The sequence below is a fragment of the Flavobacterium rivuli WB 3.3-2 = DSM 21788 genome, assembly GCF_000378485.1.
In the GTDB taxonomy this organism is placed as follows: Bacteria; Bacteroidota; Bacteroidia; order Flavobacteriales; family Flavobacteriaceae; genus Flavobacterium; species Flavobacterium rivuli.
The window spans coordinates 24,109-42,077 of the sequence record NZ_KB899979.1 but is presented as its reverse complement, the minus strand read 5'-3'; the positions used below and the strand labels follow the sequence as shown (position 1 = coordinate 42,077).

General features: G+C 39.1%; 15 protein-coding genes. 7 read left to right on the top strand and 8 right to left on the bottom strand.

Translation table 11 applies throughout. The features are described from left to right. Positions 1 to 204 precede the first annotated feature (204 nt). Positions 205 to 1,677 (top strand): DUF5687 family protein, encoded by a 1,473-nt coding sequence (locus tag F565_RS0119715; RefSeq protein ID WP_026300195.1) that lies wholly within the window; start codon positions 205 to 207, stop codon positions 1,675 to 1,677. A gap of 24 nt (positions 1,678 to 1,701) precedes the next feature. Beyond that, a complete protein-coding gene (locus F565_RS0119710) occupies positions 1,702 to 2,397 on the top strand; it encodes an ABC transporter ATP-binding protein (RefSeq protein ID WP_020214971.1) in 696 nt (231 codons plus the stop codon). Positions 2,398 to 2,744: 347 nt separating this feature from the next. Here F565_RS0119710 and F565_RS22050 read toward each other — a convergent pair whose 3' ends face one another. Next, positions 2,745 to 4,139 (bottom strand): HmuY family protein, encoded by a 1,395-nt coding sequence (locus F565_RS22050; RefSeq protein WP_020214970.1) that lies wholly within the window; start codon positions 4,137 to 4,139, stop codon positions 2,745 to 2,747. Positions 4,140 to 4,148: 9 nt separating this feature from the next. Then, complete coding sequence (locus tag F565_RS0119700; RefSeq protein ID WP_020214969.1) at positions 4,149 to 6,311, bottom strand: TonB-dependent receptor plug domain-containing protein; 2,163 nt, start codon at positions 6,309 to 6,311, stop codon at positions 4,149 to 4,151. A gap of 262 nt (positions 6,312 to 6,573) precedes the next feature. Here F565_RS0119700 and F565_RS0119695 point away from each other — a divergent pair, with 262 nt between their 5' ends. Then, a complete protein-coding gene (locus F565_RS0119695) occupies positions 6,574 to 7,314 on the top strand; it encodes a class I SAM-dependent methyltransferase (protein WP_020214968.1) in 741 nt (246 codons plus the stop codon). 73 nt (positions 7,315 to 7,387) lie between these two features. Here F565_RS0119695 and sufD read toward each other — a convergent pair whose 3' ends face one another. From sufD to F565_RS0119670, 5 genes are all read right to left on the bottom strand, one after another. Beyond that, the gene (sufD, locus tag F565_RS0119690; protein WP_020214967.1) at positions 7,388 to 8,704 is read right to left on the bottom strand and encodes a Fe-S cluster assembly protein SufD; all 1,317 of its coding nucleotides are present in this window, start codon (positions 8,702 to 8,704) and stop codon (positions 7,388 to 7,390) included. A 99-nt stretch (positions 8,705 to 8,803) separates the two neighbouring features. After that, on the bottom strand, positions 8,804 to 9,550 hold the full coding sequence (sufC, locus tag F565_RS0119685; RefSeq protein WP_020214966.1) for a Fe-S cluster assembly ATPase SufC: 747 nt from the start codon (positions 9,548 to 9,550) through the stop codon (positions 8,804 to 8,806). Between the two features lie 36 nt (positions 9,551 to 9,586). Further along, positions 9,587 to 9,976 (bottom strand): four helix bundle protein, encoded by a 390-nt coding sequence (locus F565_RS0119680; protein WP_020214965.1) that lies wholly within the window; start codon positions 9,974 to 9,976, stop codon positions 9,587 to 9,589. 61 nt (positions 9,977 to 10,037) lie between these two features. Further along, a complete protein-coding gene (sufB, locus tag F565_RS0119675; RefSeq protein ID WP_020214964.1) occupies positions 10,038 to 11,486 on the bottom strand; it encodes a Fe-S cluster assembly protein SufB in 1,449 nt (482 codons plus the stop codon). 152 nt (positions 11,487 to 11,638) lie between these two features. Further along, entirely contained in the window at positions 11,639 to 11,968 is a 330-nt protein-coding gene (locus F565_RS0119670; RefSeq protein ID WP_020214963.1) for a HesB/IscA family protein, read from the bottom strand. A 161-nt stretch (positions 11,969 to 12,129) separates the two neighbouring features. On the opposite strand from F565_RS0119670, the gene F565_RS0119665 reads away from it, so the two are divergent. Together F565_RS0119665 and F565_RS0119660 are read left to right on the top strand one after the other, a co-directional pair. Further along, positions 12,130 to 12,990: an MBL fold metallo-hydrolase gene (locus F565_RS0119665; RefSeq protein ID WP_020214962.1), complete on the top strand. Its 861-nt coding sequence runs from the start codon at positions 12,130 to 12,132 to the stop codon at positions 12,988 to 12,990. A gap of 75 nt (positions 12,991 to 13,065) precedes the next feature. Then, complete coding sequence (locus tag F565_RS0119660) at positions 13,066 to 14,667, top strand: S8 family peptidase (protein ID WP_020214961.1); 1,602 nt, start codon at positions 13,066 to 13,068, stop codon at positions 14,665 to 14,667. Between the two features lie 464 nt (positions 14,668 to 15,131). Here F565_RS0119660 and F565_RS0119655 read toward each other — a convergent pair whose 3' ends face one another. Further along, positions 15,132 to 15,620, bottom strand: coding sequence for a hypothetical protein (locus tag F565_RS0119655; RefSeq protein WP_020214960.1), 489 nt, complete (start codon positions 15,618 to 15,620; stop codon positions 15,132 to 15,134). A 241-nt stretch (positions 15,621 to 15,861) separates the two neighbouring features. Here F565_RS0119655 and F565_RS0119650 point away from each other — a divergent pair, with 241 nt between their 5' ends. Both F565_RS0119650 and F565_RS0119645 read left to right on the top strand, forming a co-directional pair. Then, a complete protein-coding gene (locus F565_RS0119650; RefSeq protein ID WP_020214959.1) occupies positions 15,862 to 17,067 on the top strand; it encodes a serine hydrolase domain-containing protein in 1,206 nt (401 codons plus the stop codon). Positions 17,068 to 17,155: 88 nt separating this feature from the next. Then, entirely contained in the window at positions 17,156 to 17,869 is a 714-nt protein-coding gene (locus F565_RS0119645; protein WP_020214958.1) for a 3'-5' exonuclease, read from the top strand. The last annotated feature ends 100 nt before the right edge of the window (positions 17,870 to 17,969 follow it).

The window sequence follows — 17,969 nt, the reverse complement described above, 5'->3', positions numbered from 1 at the left end:
ACTACACTCTTACCCACCAAGCGACTGTAAGTCGGCAAAGCTTTGCGTCTTAACAGTTGTTGTAATGACACCTAATTTAGTATACAGCTTTGCGTCTTCGCGCCTTTGCGTGATAAATTATTCAGACTGCTTTATTTTTCAATAAATACTGTAACTTTAGGCGGCATGCAGCTACTAATACCATAAACCAAACCGCAACCCTTTATGTTCAGTAAATTTTTACGCCTTGAGTGGAAATCCTTTACCCGCTCTGCATCTTTTACCGGCAACATGATCTTAAAGATATTTATGATCATTGGTAAAATAAACCTTGCCATTTTATTTGCAATGGGCGGTGTAGGCATGTTTTTTATTTTTAGGGACGAAAAAATGAACCCTATACAAACGGTAAATAGATTCCTGATTTACTACTTCCTGGCAGATGTTACCATTCGCATAATTTTTCAGTCGATACCCGTTATAAACATACGGCCGCTGCTACCCATGCCTATAAATAGGGGTACGATAATAAGCTTTATAATGGGTAAAACGTTTGTATCTATCTTTACATTGCTGCCCGCTTTTTTGTTTATACCTTTTGCTTTATTGCTCATATTTAAGGGAGATTATCCTGCCCTGAACGTAATTTTATGGATGGTATCGTTATGGGCAATAGTGTATATAAACAACCTTATAAACCTGCTGCTTGATGGCAAAGACAACCTCTTTATTATATTTATTGCGGTAATTGCAGGTTTAGGATCATTACACTACTATAACCTGTTTGATGTTACACAGTATACCGGGCCGGTGTTCGATAGTTTTTATAATACGCCTTATATGTTCCTGCTGCCTGTAATAGTGTTAGCGGCAGTATGGAAATACACCTTTACCTATTTTACAAAAGCCATGTACCTGGATACCGGGCTTAAAGGCAAACATACTGAGGCCGTTACCCAAAACCTTACCTGGCTTAACCGCTTTGGGCTTATGGGCACGTTCCTTAAAAACGACATTAAGCTAATATGGCGCAACAAGAGGCCACGCACCACTGTGTTTCAGGGTGTGTTTTTTTATGCCTATGGTATACTTTTATTATCGGGAGTAGTAGAACAATATAATAACCCGTACTGGAAGATACTCGGGGCACTTTCTATAACAAATGGTTTCATGTTTACCTTTGGGCAGTTAGTGCCCAGCTGGGATAGTGCCTACTACCCATTAATGATGAGCCAGAATATTAAATACCGCGAGTATATATCGGCTAAGTGGTGGCTCATTGTTATTGCCACAGCGGTTACAACATTACTGGCTACCGTTTGCTTATTTTTTGGTGTCGAAGCTTACCTTATGGTACTGGCAGCTGCCATATATAACATGGGTGTAAATTCTCATTTGGCATTGCTTAGTGGTGCATTTATAAAAACCCCTATAGACCTTACAACTACACAACAGGCTTTTGGCGGTAAAAAAGCATTTAATATAAAGGCTATTTTGCTGGTACTGCCTAAGCTTATACTGCCTTTTCTTGTTTTTATGTATGGCGATAAACTGTTGGGCAAAGGAGCCGGCATTGCGCTGGTAGCCGCATTAGGCATTTTGGGGTTTGCTTTCAGGAACATCGTATTTAAAGCTATCGAAAAGGTGTACCTATCAGAAAAGTACTCTACTATAGATGCCTACAAACAAAAAAACTAACCACAACTATTACTACTATATATCATGATACAGGTAAATAACCTTACAAAAACATATAAAGGAATCACAGTACTTAACATAGGCAACCTTGAGATACAAAAGGGCGAAAGCTTTGGGCTTGTGGGTAACAATGGCGCGGGTAAAACTACTTTTTTTAGCCTGCTGCTGGATTTAATAGAGCCTTCTACCGGCTCTATAACATCTAACGGGATACAGGTAAACAAGAGCGAAGGCTGGAAACCGTTTACTGCTGCATTTATTGACGAAACATTTCTTATTGGCTACCTTACGCCTGAAGAGTATTTTTATTTTATAGGCGAATTGCGCGGGCAGGACAAGCAAGCCGTAGACGAATTGCTCAAAAAGCATGAAGATTTTTTTAATGGCGAAATACTTAAAAAGAAGAAATACCTGCGCGACCTCTCTAAAGGAAACCAAAAAAAGGTGGGCATTATCGCCACCCTCATTGGTAACCCCGAAGTTATTATACTCGATGAGCCTTTTGCAAACCTGGATCCTACTACACAGTTCAGGCTTAAAAAGATTATTAAAGACCTTTCTGACGATAAAAATGTAACTATTTTGGTGTCGAGCCATGACCTGGCACATACTACAGAGGTTAGTACCCGTATTGTAGCTATGCATAAGGGCGAGGTGGTAAAAGACATAAAAACATCTGCCGAAACATTACAAGAGCTGGAAGATTTCTTTGCGGTTTAAGTTGCAATAAACAGAAACACGAATTGTGGTTTTACCACAAAGGGCGCGATGGTTTCACTAAGAACACAAAGTCAGGCCTGATACTTTGCACAAAAAATGACAATCCTGTCAATCAGGATTGAGTACACAAGGCTTTACGTATTAGCTTTGTGTACTCCCGCCTATGGCGGAATATGTACCTGTTTTATTCATATAGCCTTGTGACCTTAGTGAAAAAACTTTGTGTACTTAGTGGTTTAAATCACTTACATGCATTTGTACGCGATAACTATAAAGCACAAAAAACCCGGCAGTATTAAACACACAAACTGCCGGGGGGAATAAAACAAAAACTAACTTACAAAAACTTATTGTACAAGGGCATACTGAAAGGACGGGTTACCTCTTTCGCCCTGCTGGCTTAGCAATGCTGTAAACCTTAGTTTATAGATGTTGCCCGCCGGATCTTTAATTATATAATATCTGTCAGAATACAGCTGCACCGGAATAACATTTCGCCAGTTAGCACCTATTATTCTTTGGTCCTGCTCTGTATCTGTTTTAAGCCTGGCATCATCTGTTACAAGATTTGCAGCAGTAAAATTATCATAAGGTATTGCACTTGTAAGTACTTCATAAGCCCTTGTGCCGCCTTTGGCATTGGTAATTACAAAATCTGAATAAAAATAAGATCCTGCACCTTCTATAATATTAGTAAAGGTGGTAAAGTTAAGATCCCAGGTTGCTTTCTCGGGTTCTATTGTTACAGGTGCATTATTTTGCAGGCTGTAATAAGTAAAATTATATACAGGGTCTTTTGCAATGGCAACCTCTGTATGTGTGGTGGCATTCAGGTCGGCATATTGCAGTTTGTAACCATTACTATCTCTAAGTATGCGTATTTTTTTCCATCCTCTTAATGGTCCGGCTACGCTTACAGCTCCGTTTCCTGCCGGTGTGGTAGGTACACTAAAGCCCATGTTTACAAGATATACCTTATTATCGGCATCATTAGCGCTAACTTCTGCAATGGCGGTACCGCTTAAAAACCCGTTAGGGTTGTCAATATATACTGCATTGGCAGGGTCAAATGTCCCTATAGACACAAGATTGTTAGATGTTTGTATGGCATCTATATCTGTAGTAGTAAGTTGTTTTACAGCCATGCCTATAGAACCGTTTATTACTACCCTAAAGTTATCGCCACCATAAAAACCTAAATCCCAGTTTGATCTTAACGACGTTTTGTACTGGCCGGAGCTTAAATCAAAATATACCTGGTTAGGCTGATTAGACCCACCCACAAGTGGCGATGCCGGGCCTCCGGTAGAAGCTGTTTCATTAAAGTTTAATGTTACCGTTTCGTTGCCTGTAATTTCTACCTGGCTAAGCGATATCTGTGCTATTTTAAATACTACGTTTTTTACTTCGCCTTCGGCAGCATTGGTAATTTTATTAAAGTTAAATTCTATTGCTGTGGCTCCGGCAGTAAAGGGTAATGTAAACGTGCCACCTTCGGCAGCAGTATTCGTTGTAAAATCAGCGCCATAAGCCACATTTTGCGTGGTATAGCTAATTGTTACAAAACCATCTGATGGTGCGTCTTTATAAAAAAGGATCTTTACGGGAGTTACGGCATCTGTAATATTTACAGATTCTACTGCGAACGATACACCCATGCGGTTTGTGCCGTTATCATCTTCATTACAGGCTGTTAAGAGCAATGCCACTACAAAGGCAAAAAGTGTAACTATCTTTTTCATACTAATAGTTTATAAGTTTATGTTGTAAACCAGTTTAACAAAATAAGAACGGCCGTATGCTGCGGGCAAATCGGTACTGCCACCGCCATGGCCCAGGTTACCGCCTTGTGCTATAGAGCTGCGCACGTTTGTAACATCAAGCAAATTTCTTGCACCCAGTGTTACATCAAAACTCTTTTTAAAGAATGATTTGCGAACAGATGCATTAAGCCAGCTAAATGAACTGATTTTTGCTATACCAAATATTGATCTTGTACTGTCGTTAGGATCTGTAGTAGAAACTATTTGCTGTTGCTGCCCGTTTAGTTTGTAGAATACAGAAAATTCTGTATTCCATTTAGGAACGCTATAGTTTAAATTAGCATTTAGCTGCACTGCCCACAGGTATGAGTCATCACTCCTTACGGCCCCATTGCTTACATTTTGAGACGTTCCTGTTACTGCCCCACCGGCTTTAAGCATAAAATTATTATAGTTAAACTCGTGGCTCGTACTAAAGTTCCATACCTTAAAGTTATCTATGTTTATATACTTGTATTGCAGGGGTACAAAATTTATTTGTACCTGGCCTATCCTGTCTATAACGTCAAGGTAAGTAACCATAAAGTTGTTAGACATTTTTAAGCCCGATGAAAAGTTGGTTATTTTTTTGATATTAAGGTCTACAGATGTACTGTTTTCCGGAACAAGGTCAGGATTACCCCTTACATCGTGGTTAGAATCTACAAGGTATGTGTAAAGCTCTTCAAAGTTTGGTGTACGGTATGATTTGCCCAAAGACGAGCGCACTTCTATACCTTTATCAAACAAGTAGCGAAGGCCTACAGATGCTGCATACTGGTCGTCGAATTTTGATTGTGCTGAGTAACGTACACCGGCACGGCCAGAGAAACGTTCTGTAAAAGCCAGTTCGGCAGCAGTATACACATCATAATTATTAAGAGTAGCTCTTTTATCTGCAAAGCCACCATTTTCGTCCCTGAATAATCCTGTCCTGGAAGATGCAAATCCTTTTTCGTTTACAAGCTCATAACCTACCTGCAGGTTGTATTTTTTATTATTAAGAATGTTGCTTATACTACCCGTAGAGTACAATACCTCTGTAGACTGGTAGGTTAGCCTTTGGTTATCTGCCTCGTTGCGCTCCTCTATAAAGTATTTAAAATCTTCAAAATCGCGCGTTTGTTTTTGGTATGAGGCAGAAATGTTGTAGGCCATTTCTTTAAACAAATACCCCGACGAGTTTAAATGATGGTACAGCCTTTCTGTTTTGTAGCGCCTGTCGTTGCCAAATAAAATATCCCAAAAAGGATAATTATCCTGTATGGTTACAAGAGGGTTATAGTAATCTATATTCTCGTTAAAATAATCAAATTTATAAAATACCCTTGTTCTGTTCTTTTTGTAGCTTAATAGTGCATTGCCCACATACTGCTCTTTAGGCAGCCAGCTGTAACCACGTTGCCTGTTAATATCTGTTTCGTTATAAAGATAGTTTTTACCCCCCCTGTCGCCTTGCAGGCCTGCAAAGTCGTTACGGTTACCGCCTACAGATATAAACCAGTTATCGGTTATTTTGTGCGATACTTTTACCGATTGTATGTGCCGGCCTTTATCTGATGCAGAATATTCGCTGCCTACGCTTTCTTCCTGTAGAGTTGCTTTAATTTCCCAGTCGTGCTGCGTAGATTTTTTAGTAATTATGTTTATAATACCCGATACCGCATTTGCACCGTGGGTAACACCCATAGAACCCTCTATAATTTCTATCTGCTCTACATCATCAAGGTTTATCTGGGTAAGGTCTATGTTGTTGCCAAGGCCGGTATCGCTAACAAGCGGAACGTTATCTACGAGTACCTTTAAATATTGCCCATCCAGCCCGAATACAGATACTGTAGAACGGCCCTGCCCCGGATCCTGGTTTATGTTAATGTTGAGGTAAAAATTCATTAGGTCGGCCAGGTTATTTGCCGCCTGCCTGTCAATATCTTTACGGCTAATTACCTTTACATTAAAAACCGATTTTTTTATAGATTGAGGTTCCGGCTGTCCTGTTACAACTACTTCATCTAGGTTAGTATATATAGTGTCTTTAACCGGTTGTTGCGCCAGGGCACTAAAACTAACAAATGAGGCAATGTAAAAAAACAGTCTTGAAGTGGTTTGCATTCTGATTAAACTTAGATTAATTCTAAATTGCAAATCTAAAGGACATACGTTAGATATGCAAGTTATTTTTATTAATTCTAAATAATAATATTCTAATGTAATTTTAATGTATCTATTACTGCAAAACATAGTTATACCATCAAAGAGTATAGTAAAATAGGATGTTCGCTCTGCATAAATAAATATCTTTACTTAAAAATTTAGAAGTAGTATTAGCGGTATTTTACTTAAATGCCTTACATAATTATTAGAATTTCGCACTATGCAAAAAGATTATGAAAAACAATATCATGATGTTGAAACAGATCATTGGTGGTTTAAATCAAGGCGTGATTATTTATTAGACCTGATTAAAAATGCCCCTAAAGACAGTAAAATATTAGATATTGGATGCTCATCGGGAGTTTTTCTTAAAGATGCAGAAAAACTTGGCTTTGCAATTAACAACCTTTACGGGATTGATATTAGTGAACAGGCAATAAAGAACAGTAAGGCTAACGGTATTAAAAATTCTTATGTAATGGATGGGCAGGATATTACACTTACCCAAAAATTTGATATTATAATTGCATCAGACTGCCTTGAGCACCTTGAGCACGATAGCAAGGCCCTTGCAAACTGGAAAACCCTTTTAAATAAAGGGGGCACAATGTATGTTTTTGTTCCGGCATTTATGTCTTTATGGAGTTATCATGATGATATTAATATGCACTACCGCAGGTATACAAAAGCTGAACTGAAAGCCCGATTTAAAGAGCAAAACCTTAAAGTTGTTAAATCAGGGTACTGGAATTTTTTCCTGTTTACCCCGGTATTCCTGTTTAGAAAAGTAAGCGGTAAATTAAAAAAAGACAAATCTGCGGTAAGCGATATTGCAATGGGCAAAAGTTTTGTAAACACTGCAATGCTAAATCTTTTACTATTAGAAAATAAAATGCTGCGATTGTTCTCATTTCCTTTTGGCATAAGCACATTTTGCATAGCAAAAAAAACCGAAGAATAACTACTCCATATAATACATAAAAAATGCCTCTGTATAGAGGCACTTTATGTATTGCTATATTTAAGCCGGATATTTACAAATCGAAGCCTATATTTACACCAAGTTTAGAGGCAATAAGTTTTGTAATACGTGCTTTAAGTTCCGGTATTTTTATACTTTCTATAACTTCGTTGCTAAAAGCATACATAAGTAAAGCCTTAGCTTCTTTTTTAGGAATACCACGGCTTTGCATGTAAAACATAGCGCTCTCATCGAGCTGGCCTACTGTACAGCCGTGAGAACACTTTACATCATCAGCAAAGATCTCTAACTGAGGTTTTGCATTAATGGTAGCTTTCTCACTTATCAATATATTGTTATTCTGCTGAAAAGCATCCGTTTTCTGGGCTTCTTTCTCAACATATATTTTTCCGTTAAATACCCCCGTTGCATTACCATCAAAAATACCTTTATAATTTTGGTGGCTCTCGCAGTTAGGTGTAGCGTGGCGTACCAGCGTGTAGTGGTCTACAAGTTGCTTATCGCCTATAAGTGTAATACCTTTAAGGGTGCTCTCAATACGCTCACCCTGGTGGTAAAAATTAAGGTTGTTCCTTGTTATGTTACCTCCAAAAGAGAAGGTGTGTACAGATGCGTTGCTTTTACCTTTTTGGGCAATGTAAGTATTGTCTACAAGGTTTGCAGTAAGCACGTCGTTTTGTATCTTGTAGTAATCTACAATAGAACTTTCCTGTGCAAAAATTTCGGTAACGCTATTCGTTAAAACAGGATTACCATTAAGGCTTTGGTGCCTCTCTATAATTTGTACCTGTGCATTTTCGCCCACAATAATAAGGTTGCGCGGCTGTACCATAAGGGCAGCCTCGTTACCGGTAGAAAAATACATGATCTCGATAGGCTTATCGGCAATCTTGCTTTTAGGGATGTTTATAAAGGCACCCTCACTGGCAAAAGCTGTATTTAGCGAGGTAAGGCTATCATCTGTATTTGCTATTTTATTAAAATAGGTATCTATAACCTCTTTATACTTAGGCTTTGTTAATGCCGAAGACATTAAGCAGATATCCTGCCCATCGTGTGTGGTAGAAGACAGGAATGAGCTAAACACACCGTCTATAAACACCAGTTTAAAAGTATCTATTTCGTGCAAAAAGTATTTTTTTACATCAGGGTAATTTATAGCACTGTCCTCTTTAGGGAATACGCTAAAATCGTTTTTAAGAACGGCGTTTAGCGATGTGTATTTCCAGGCTTCTTCTTTTTTAGTAGGGAAGCCTTTATTTTCGAAATTCTTTAAAGCCTCTGTACGAACGTTGTGCAAATCAGAGTTTACATCTATACGCTCTTCAAAAGCTATAAAAGAAGATAATAGTTTTTCTTTTAAATCCATTATTCATTAGTTTGTTTAAAGTTCAATGTTTAACGTTTAAAGTTGAGGAACGGTAAACCGTTATAATAGCAACTTTAAACTTTAAACCTTAAACAAATATTAATTTTCCGACCTTATCCAGTCGTAACCTTTTTCTTCAAGTTCGTAAGCCAGTTCTTTACCACCGCTTTTTACAATTTTACCATTGTAAAGTACGTGTACAAAGTCTGGAACAATATAGTCAAGCAGCCTTTGGTAGTGGGTAATAACAATAACTGCGTTGTTTTCGCTGCGTAGTTTGTTTACACCATTTGCCACAATACGAAGTGCATCAATATCAAGCCCTGAGTCGGTTTCATCAAGAATAGCCAGTTTAGGCTCCAGCATTGCCATCTGGAAGATCTCGTTACGTTTCTTTTCGCCACCCGAAAAACCTTCGTTAAGCGAGCGCGATAAGAATTTACGGTCTATCTCTAAAAGCTCACTTTTCTCGCGGATAAGTTTCAGCATTTCGTTAGCCGGCATTTCTTCAAGGCCATTGGCTTTACGGCTTTCGTTAATTGCGGTTCTCATAAAGTTAGTTACAGATACTCCGGGAATTTCTACCGGATACTGAAACGAAAGGAAAACACCCTTGTGTGCCCTTTCTTCGGGGGCAAACTCACTGATATCTTCGCCTTCAAGGTAAATATTACCATCGGTTACTTCATAATTTTCGTTTCCGGCAATTACAGACGATAATGTACTTTTACCAGACCCGTTAGGACCCATTATGGCATGTACTTCACCGGCTTTAACCTCAAGGTTAATACCTCTTAAAATATCTTTGTCTTCTACGCGAGCGTGTAGGTTTTTTATACTTAACATTAGTTTTTTTGTTTAAGGTTTAAGGTTTAAAGTTGCCTATTGGAACTTTGTACCCCTAAAATCCTTATTATTCAAATAGATTATAAAATTATTTATTTTCCCGCTTAAGTTTTCAAATCTCTCTTTCAGAGCTATAAATTGCTCTTCACTGATATATCCAAAATCTAAAACTCTATATAATTGTGATCTTGCTTCACCGGCTGATCCTTTTGCTATTGATAAAAACTGTCTAAATTCAATGTTCCCATTTCTTTCAAACCCTTCTGATATATTATCCATAACTGAACCAGAAGATGCTTTAATCTGATCACGAAGTTTGAAATCGGTTTTTAAACCAGTGCCAATAGAAACCAAATGAATCTCTTTTGCCAATAATCTTGCTTCCTGCCAAATTTCTAAATCTTCGAATCTTTTTATTGTAGCCATTATTCAAAAGAAACATTTAGGGTTAGAGTAGAACTTTAAACCTTAAACCTTGAACAAATTATTATCCCACACTTCCCTCTAAGCTTATCTCCAGCAATTTTTGCGCTTCTACAGCAAACTCCATAGGTAGTTTATTAAGTACCTCTTTGCTAAAGCCATTTACAATAAGGGCAATAGCTTTCTCTGTAGGGATACCACGCTGGTTGCAGTAAAACACCTGGTCTTCGCCAATTTTACTTGTCGTAGCCTCGTGCTCTATTTTAGCCGATGTATTTTTAGATTCTATGTACGGGAACGTATGCGCCCCACAATTGTTGCCCATAAGTAATGAGTCGCACTGCGAGAAGTTACGTGCATTATCTGCACGGCTGCCTATTTGCACAAGGCCACGATAGCTGTTTTGCGATTTTCCTGCCGATATACCTTTAGATATAATGGTACTCCTGGTATTCTTGCCAAGGTGTATCATTTTAGTACCCGTATCTGCCTGCTGAAAGTTATTGGTAACCGCGATAGAATAAAATTCTCCTACAGAGTTATCTCCTTTAAGTATGCAGCTTGGGTATTTCCAGGTAACGGCACTACCGGTTTCTACTTGTGTCCATGATATTTTTGCGTTTTTCTCGCAAATACCGCGTTTGGTTACAAAGTTATATACACCGCCTTTACCCTCTTTATTACCGGGGAACCAGTTTTGCACGGTGCTGTATTTAATCTCGGCATCGTCAAGGGCAATAAGCTCTACCACGGCGGCATGGAGTTGGTTCTCGTCGCGGCTTGGAGCAGTACAGCCTTCAAGGTAGCTAACATAACTACCTTCATCTGCCACTACAAGCGTACGCTCAAACTGGCCTGTTCCTGCCTGGTTAATACGGAAGTACGTGCTTAATTCCATAGGGCAACGCACCCCTTTAGGGATGTAGCAAAACGAACCGTCGCTAAAAACGGCGGCATTAAGTGCTGCATAAAAGTTGTCTCTTTGCGGTACTACGCTGCCAAGATATTTCTGTACCAGTTCCGGGTGCTCTTTAATAGCCTCAGATATAGAGCAGAATATAATGCCTTTTTCGGCAAGCGTCTTTTTAAATGTCGTGGCAACCGATACCGAGTCCATAACGATGTCTACCGCTACGCCGCTCAGCATTTTTTGCTCGTCTATAGAGATGCCCAGTTTCTTAAACGTTTCAAGCAACTCAGGGTCTACCTCATCCAGGCTCTCATACTTTGCCTTTTTTAAAGGGGCAGAGTAATAGGATATTGCCTGAAAATCGGGCTTAACATAATGCACGTTTGCCCATTCAGGCTCAGTCATTTGCACCCATGCGCGATAAGCCTCAAGGCGCCAGTCGGTCATCCATTGCGGTTCTTCCTTTTTTAAAGAAAGGGCACGCACAATGTCTTCGCTTAGCCCATTAGGAAAGGTATCACTCTCTATATCAGTATAAAAACCGTACTCATACTCTTTAGTTTCGAGTTCGATCTTTAAATCATCTTCTGTGTATTTACTCATCTTCTTTTGTTCCAGGTTTAAAGTTTAAAGTTTAAGGTTGCTTACTCAAACACAAAACAGTACTGAAATAACGTGTTAATTATGGATAAACATTGCGGGTTTAATTTTCAGGCCTTAAACAACTTTAAACCTGAAACCCTAAACGTTAAACTTTACAGTGAAAAACTCTCCCCACACCCGCAGGTCCTGCTGGCATTTGGGTTATTAAAAACAAAGCCTTTACCGTTAAGGCCACCACTAAACTCCAGCACGGTACCGGCAAGGTACAATACGCTTTTTTTGTCTACGGCTATCTTAACGCCATTGTCTTCAAATACTTTATCAGTTTCGCTAAGCGCATTGTCAAATTTCAGTTCGTATGACAAGCCTGAACATCCACCACTTTTAACACCTACTCGTATATAATCGGTAACGGCATTAAAACCTTCATCCTCCATAAGCATGACGGCTCTCTTTTTTGCTGTATCAGATACTTTTATCATAATTCAGTTACTTTAAAAATTAGTCTAAATTTAGTGCAAAGATACCACATTTTTGCGTAAAGCAATAATAGGTGTCTTATTTATACATATAGCAGTATAAGCAATACTTATACCAATAGTTTACTTTAAAATAGTTAATTTGGCTGTGCAAATCTTTAACTATGAAATTATATACAATAGAGAGCGGCAATTTTAAGCTCGACGGTGGCGCTATGTTTGGCGTGGTGCCAAAAACTATATGGAACAAAACCAACCCTGCCGATAGTAATAACCTGATAGATATGGCCGCACGCTGCCTGCTGGTAGAAGATGGCGACCGCCTTACCCTGATAGATACTGGCATGGGCAACAAGCAGGGCGATAAGTTTTTTGGGTACTACTCGCTATGGGGTGACCACTCTATAGATAAATCGCTGGCGCAACATGGCTTTAGCCGCGACGATGTTACCGATGTTTTTTTAACCCACCTGCATTTTGACCATGTGGGCGGTGCCATACAGTGGAACAAAGACCGCACGGGCTATGAACCGGCTTTTAAAAATGCGCATTTCTGGACGAACGATAACCATTGGGAATGGGCAACCAAACCTAATGCCCGCGAGAAAGCTTCTTTTTTATCGGAGAATATTTTACCAATGCAGGAAAGCGGACAGCTAAAATTTGTACAACGCCCGAATGGCGATTTTGTTGAGAAAAGCGAACTGGGATTTGGGATATTTTTTGCCGACGGCCATACCGAAAAGCAAATGCTACCGCAGATAGAGTATAACGGCAAGACCATAATTTTTGCTGCCGATATGCTGCCTACCACGGGCCACATTCCGCTACCGTATGTTATGGGGTATGACACCCGCCCGCTTTTAACTATAGACGAAAAGGCAAAATTTTTGAATGCAGCAGCAGATACTGGCCATTATTTACTATTGGGGCATGATGCACACCACGAGGTTATAACGGTACAGCATACCGATAAAGGTGTGCGGCTAAAAGAAGTTTTTAAAGCTGCAGATATATTAATCTAATGTTAATGTGTACTTTTGTGTAACAAATTCGCAATACTTTCGACAAATTTTCTACTAAAGTAATTTAATCAGATAATGAAATTTAAATCCATTTACCTTTCCGCAGCATTAGCATTGTTTCTTGCAAGCTGTGGTGCAAAAAAAATCACTGCCGAGCCTCTTGCTATAACTACGCCTATTACGGCTAAAAAAGCAAACCTTACAGAAGTGCAGGAAAAACGCTGGAGCGACCTCGATCTTTTAAAAGATACCATTCCCGGTATGAGTGTAGACCGCGTTTATGAACTGCTTAAAGACCGTAAAAGCACTAAAGTTGTTGTAGGTGTTATAGACAGTGGTGTAGATATTGCTCATCCGGACCTTAAAGAGGTTATATGGACTAACCCTAAAGAAATTGCAGGTAACGGTATTGACGATGATAAGAACGGCTATATTGACGATATACACGGATGGAACTTCCTGGGCGATATAGAGCACGAAAATATGGAGTTTGTGCGTATCCTTAAAAAAGGCGATGACGGATCTGCAACGTACAAAAAAGCAAAGGCAGAATTTGATAAAGAGGTTAACGAGGCTAAGGCAAACAAGCAGCAGATGGATTTTATCCTGAAAGCCGACAAATCGTTCCAGGAAAAAACAGGGAAGGAAAACTATACTGCCGAAGACCTTGAAAAACTAAAGACAGACGACCAGATGCTTAATGCTGTTAAAGGCCGTTTTGTCCAGTTCTTGGCAAGGGTACCCCGCACAGAACTTATAGAGCAGGTAAAAAGCGGTGCAGAGCATTATGACAGCGAGCTTAAATACCACCTTAATAAGGAGTATGATGCGCGTAAAATATTAGGCGACAACCCGGATGATTTTACTAACAAAAGCTATGGTAATAATAATGTAACAGGCCCGGAAAAAGAAGGTGCTAAACACGGTACTCACGTTGCCGGTATTATTGCACAAGGCAGGGGTAATAACCTGGGTGGCGACGGTGTTGCTACAGAGCATGTACAAATTATGAGTGTTCGTGCCGTGCCGGATGGCGATGAGTACGATAAAGATGTTGCCCTTGCTATACGCTATGCGGTAGACAATGGTGCTAAAGTAATAAACGGTAGTTTTGGTAAATACTACTCGCCACACAGCGACTGGGTTTATGATGCACTTAAATATGCAGCCGATAAAGATGTTCTTGTAGTTTTTGCTGCAGGTAATGAAAGCACCGATCTTGATGGAGATACATCTGAACGTTACCCTAACGATGATAAAAACACACTTACAGAGTATACTAACAACGTTCTTACCATAGGTGCTATTAGCTATAACTATGGCCCGGAACTGGTTGCAGAATTTTCTAACTACGGTAAAACTAAGGTAGACGTTTTCTCGCCGGGTGTAAGGATATATGCTACTACGCCTAACGATACCTACTCTTTCTTACAGGGTACTTCTATGGCATCGCCTAACGCGGCGGGTGTTGCAGCATTAATACGCTCATACTACCCTAACCTTAAGGCACCACAGGTAAAACAAATTATCATGGAGTCCGGCCTTCCTATTACATTTGATGTAGTAGCCGGCGGAGACCCTGAAAATGTTAAGCCTTTCTCAGATCTTTCAAGATCTGGTAAAATTGTAAATGCTTACAACGCTATTATCCTTGCCGATAAAATGTCGAGAAAATAATAGAATAGTTTATAAATTTTTAAAAACCCACGAATTGCTAATGCAGTTCGTGGGTTTTTGTTTTATTTGGTTGAAGGAAATTCTAATGTATTAAGATTTCTCAATTCCGCTGCGCTCCTTTCGAAATGGAACACCCATCTCGAAGCGCAAAGCAATCTTGTAATTGTGGAATGTAAATTCCACTGCCCCAACCGCTCAAACTATCGTTTGCACAAGTATTTTCAGAAGAAATATATTTGGGTTATGAGTAAGCAGATTTGAGTGAATCTATGCCGTTAAAAATCATTTGCTGTTTGAGCGCAGCGAGTTCAAATGATTTAGCGGAAGCTTGAAATTTGTAGCATAAGAAGTTAGAGCCTTGTCCCGATAGCTATCGGGATTGCTTCTTTTGTTTCAGGATAAAAGAAGAAAATAAAATAATTAAGATGTATACACTACAGTTCTTAAAAAGAGGTTAAAGTATGTTACTGATTATCAAAAGTACTATCGCTATCCTTCTTAAAAAGAAAACAAAATGCTTCATTGGCCTGTCCGTATAATTTTTCATACCCTGTCAGCTTTTCTAAATACTCAATCAACGCTTCATTGGTAAGAGTACTTACTACTGATAAATCTTCAACTTTAAAAGTAAGGTTCCCATTAACTGAACTTTTATGGTCGATAAAAATAGCATCGCTGCCACTATAATAGTCTAAAATTATAGCATATAACGTGTTGCCAGATTGCGTTTCATTAATTTTTTCAGCCAGTAAATCAAAGTGCCTGAATAATTTGTCAAGATGTGGCGCTCTTCGTTTAAAACTGTTGTTGCCATATCTGTACCAGTCAAAATGCAAATGCAGGTTTAAAGGCCAATTAAAGGGGTTATCAAACTTTAAGCCTGTAATTTTATCAAAATCATTCTGAATATAAAGATTTTTGTAATATCGCTTTAAGCCTCTGTGTCGTTTCATAAAGGCAAAGTTATATCGTAAAGGTGTGGCCATCTCACAGAATCTTGAAAAATAATGGAATAGTTTATAAATTTTTAAAAACCCACGAATTGCTAATGCAGTTCGTGGGTTTTTGTTTTATACAATTGATTTGAAACTTATTACCTGTCAATACAAATTAGCTCAAATGTGTTATCTCAATCACTTTTAGATGTAAACAAATTTTGCTTAAATTCGTAGCATTCCATCATAACCACCTTTTATGAAATTCATTAAAAAATTCCTCATTGGGCTAATAGCATTTTTAGCTGTGGCCGTAGCACTGCTGTATATATTTAATGTAGACTATTTGCTAAAGGCAGTGAGGGTGGTGTATTTACACGGCAAAACCACCGCCTATCTTGACGATTATGTGCATTTTGATAACCGTGTTGTAAAAAAAGGTACTGCGCAATCATGGCCTGTTGCTAAAGATTATAATAAAATAAAAGCGACCGCAAGGCTGGAAGAAGTACACAAAGAGCTTGGTACTGTGGCTTACCTTATAATTAAGAATGACAGTATATGGCACGAAAGCTATTACGATGGGTACGGTAAGGATTCTAAATCCAACTCGTTTAGTATGGCTAAAAGTGTAACATCGGCGGCGCTGTTTAAAGCTATAGAGGAGGGAAAAATAAAAAGCCTTGACCAGAAGGTGGGCGACTACTTTCCCGAGTTTAGTAAAGGCCTGGCTGCCAACTTAACCGTGGGCGACTTATCGTCTATGGCTACGGGTTTAGACTGGGACGAAAAATACAGCAGTGCCTTTTCTATAACTACCCGTGCTTATTTTGGTACTGAGTTAGAAAAAACCATGCTTAATGTAGGCGTTACAAGAGAACCGGGCAAGAATTTTGAATACGTGAGTGGCGCTACTGAGTTGCTTGCTATGGTAATTGTAAAAGCGACAGGCAAACATTTGTCTGACTATGTATCAGAGAAGTTCTGGCAGCCTATGGGTGCAGAAAACGATGCCCTTTGGCAAACCGACCATAAAGATGGTATAGAAAAAGCATATTGCTGCTTTGCCAGTAATGCCCGTGATTTTTCGCGCTTTGGTAAGTTATTTGAGCATAATGGCAACTGGAACGGCACCAGATTGTTAGATAGTACCGATGTGCAAAAAATGGTCAATCCGCGCTTTGCTGCATCGCCACAATATGGTTACGGCTGGTGGTTAAAAACTTATCTTGGCAAAAAAATGTATTATATGCGTGGCCACTTAGGCCAGTTTGTAATTGTTGTCCCTCAGGATAAACTTATCATTACACGCCTGGGTCATAAGAAAGGCCTGCAAACCGAAAACGACCCACACAGTAACGATTTTTATGTATATGTAGACGAAGCGTATAAAATGCTTGGCCTGTTAAAACCTAATGAGGGCGAGGGAAACAGCAAAGCATTAACAAAAGCCGGAGCTAAATAAAACTTAGCCACAAATTACACTAATTGCCACAAATTATAGCTTCGTTAAAGAGAAGAACTAATTTGTATAATTGGCAAAAAAATAAACGATGATTGAGAGAATAAAGCTTGAAAACATACTTTTCCTGGATATAGAGACGGTGCCGGAGCAGGAACATTTTAACCTGCTGGACGATGAAACCCGCGAACTTTACAGCCTGAAAACCCAATACCAGCGCAAGGACGATTTTACTGCCGAGGAGTTTTATGACCGTGCAGGTATCTGGGCCGAGTTTGGCAAGATAGTGTGCCTCTCTGCAGGGTATTTTACTTTTAAGGGAGACATACGCCACTTTAGGGTTACGTCTTTTTTTGGCGAAGAAATCAAAATACTTAAAGACTTCAGCAACCTGCTTAATAACCATTTTAGCCAGCCACAACATATAATGTGCGGCCATAATGCTAAAGAATTTGATTTTCCATTTATTGCCCGCCGCATGATAATAAACAGCGTGCCCATACCGCCCAAGTTAAACCTGTTTGGTAAAAAACCGTGGGAAGTACCGCACCTTGATACTATGGAGCTATGGAAATTTGGCGATTTTAAAAGTTTTACCTCGCTAAAATTAATGACAAAAATATTAGGCATCCCATCACCTAAAGGCGATATAGATGGCTCTCAGGTGGGGCATGTTTTTCATGTAGAAAAAGATATAGACCGTATTGTAACCTACTGCGAAAAAGATGTGGTTGCCACAGCACAGGTATTACTGCGCATGCGCCGTGAAGAATTATTAATAGAGGATGAAATTATACATGTGTAATTTGTAAAATATGTTTATTTGGTAATTTGTTTACATACTTGTAAGCATAGAATATTAAATATAACAACTTACAAGGTCTTAAAGACCTTGTAGGTTTTAC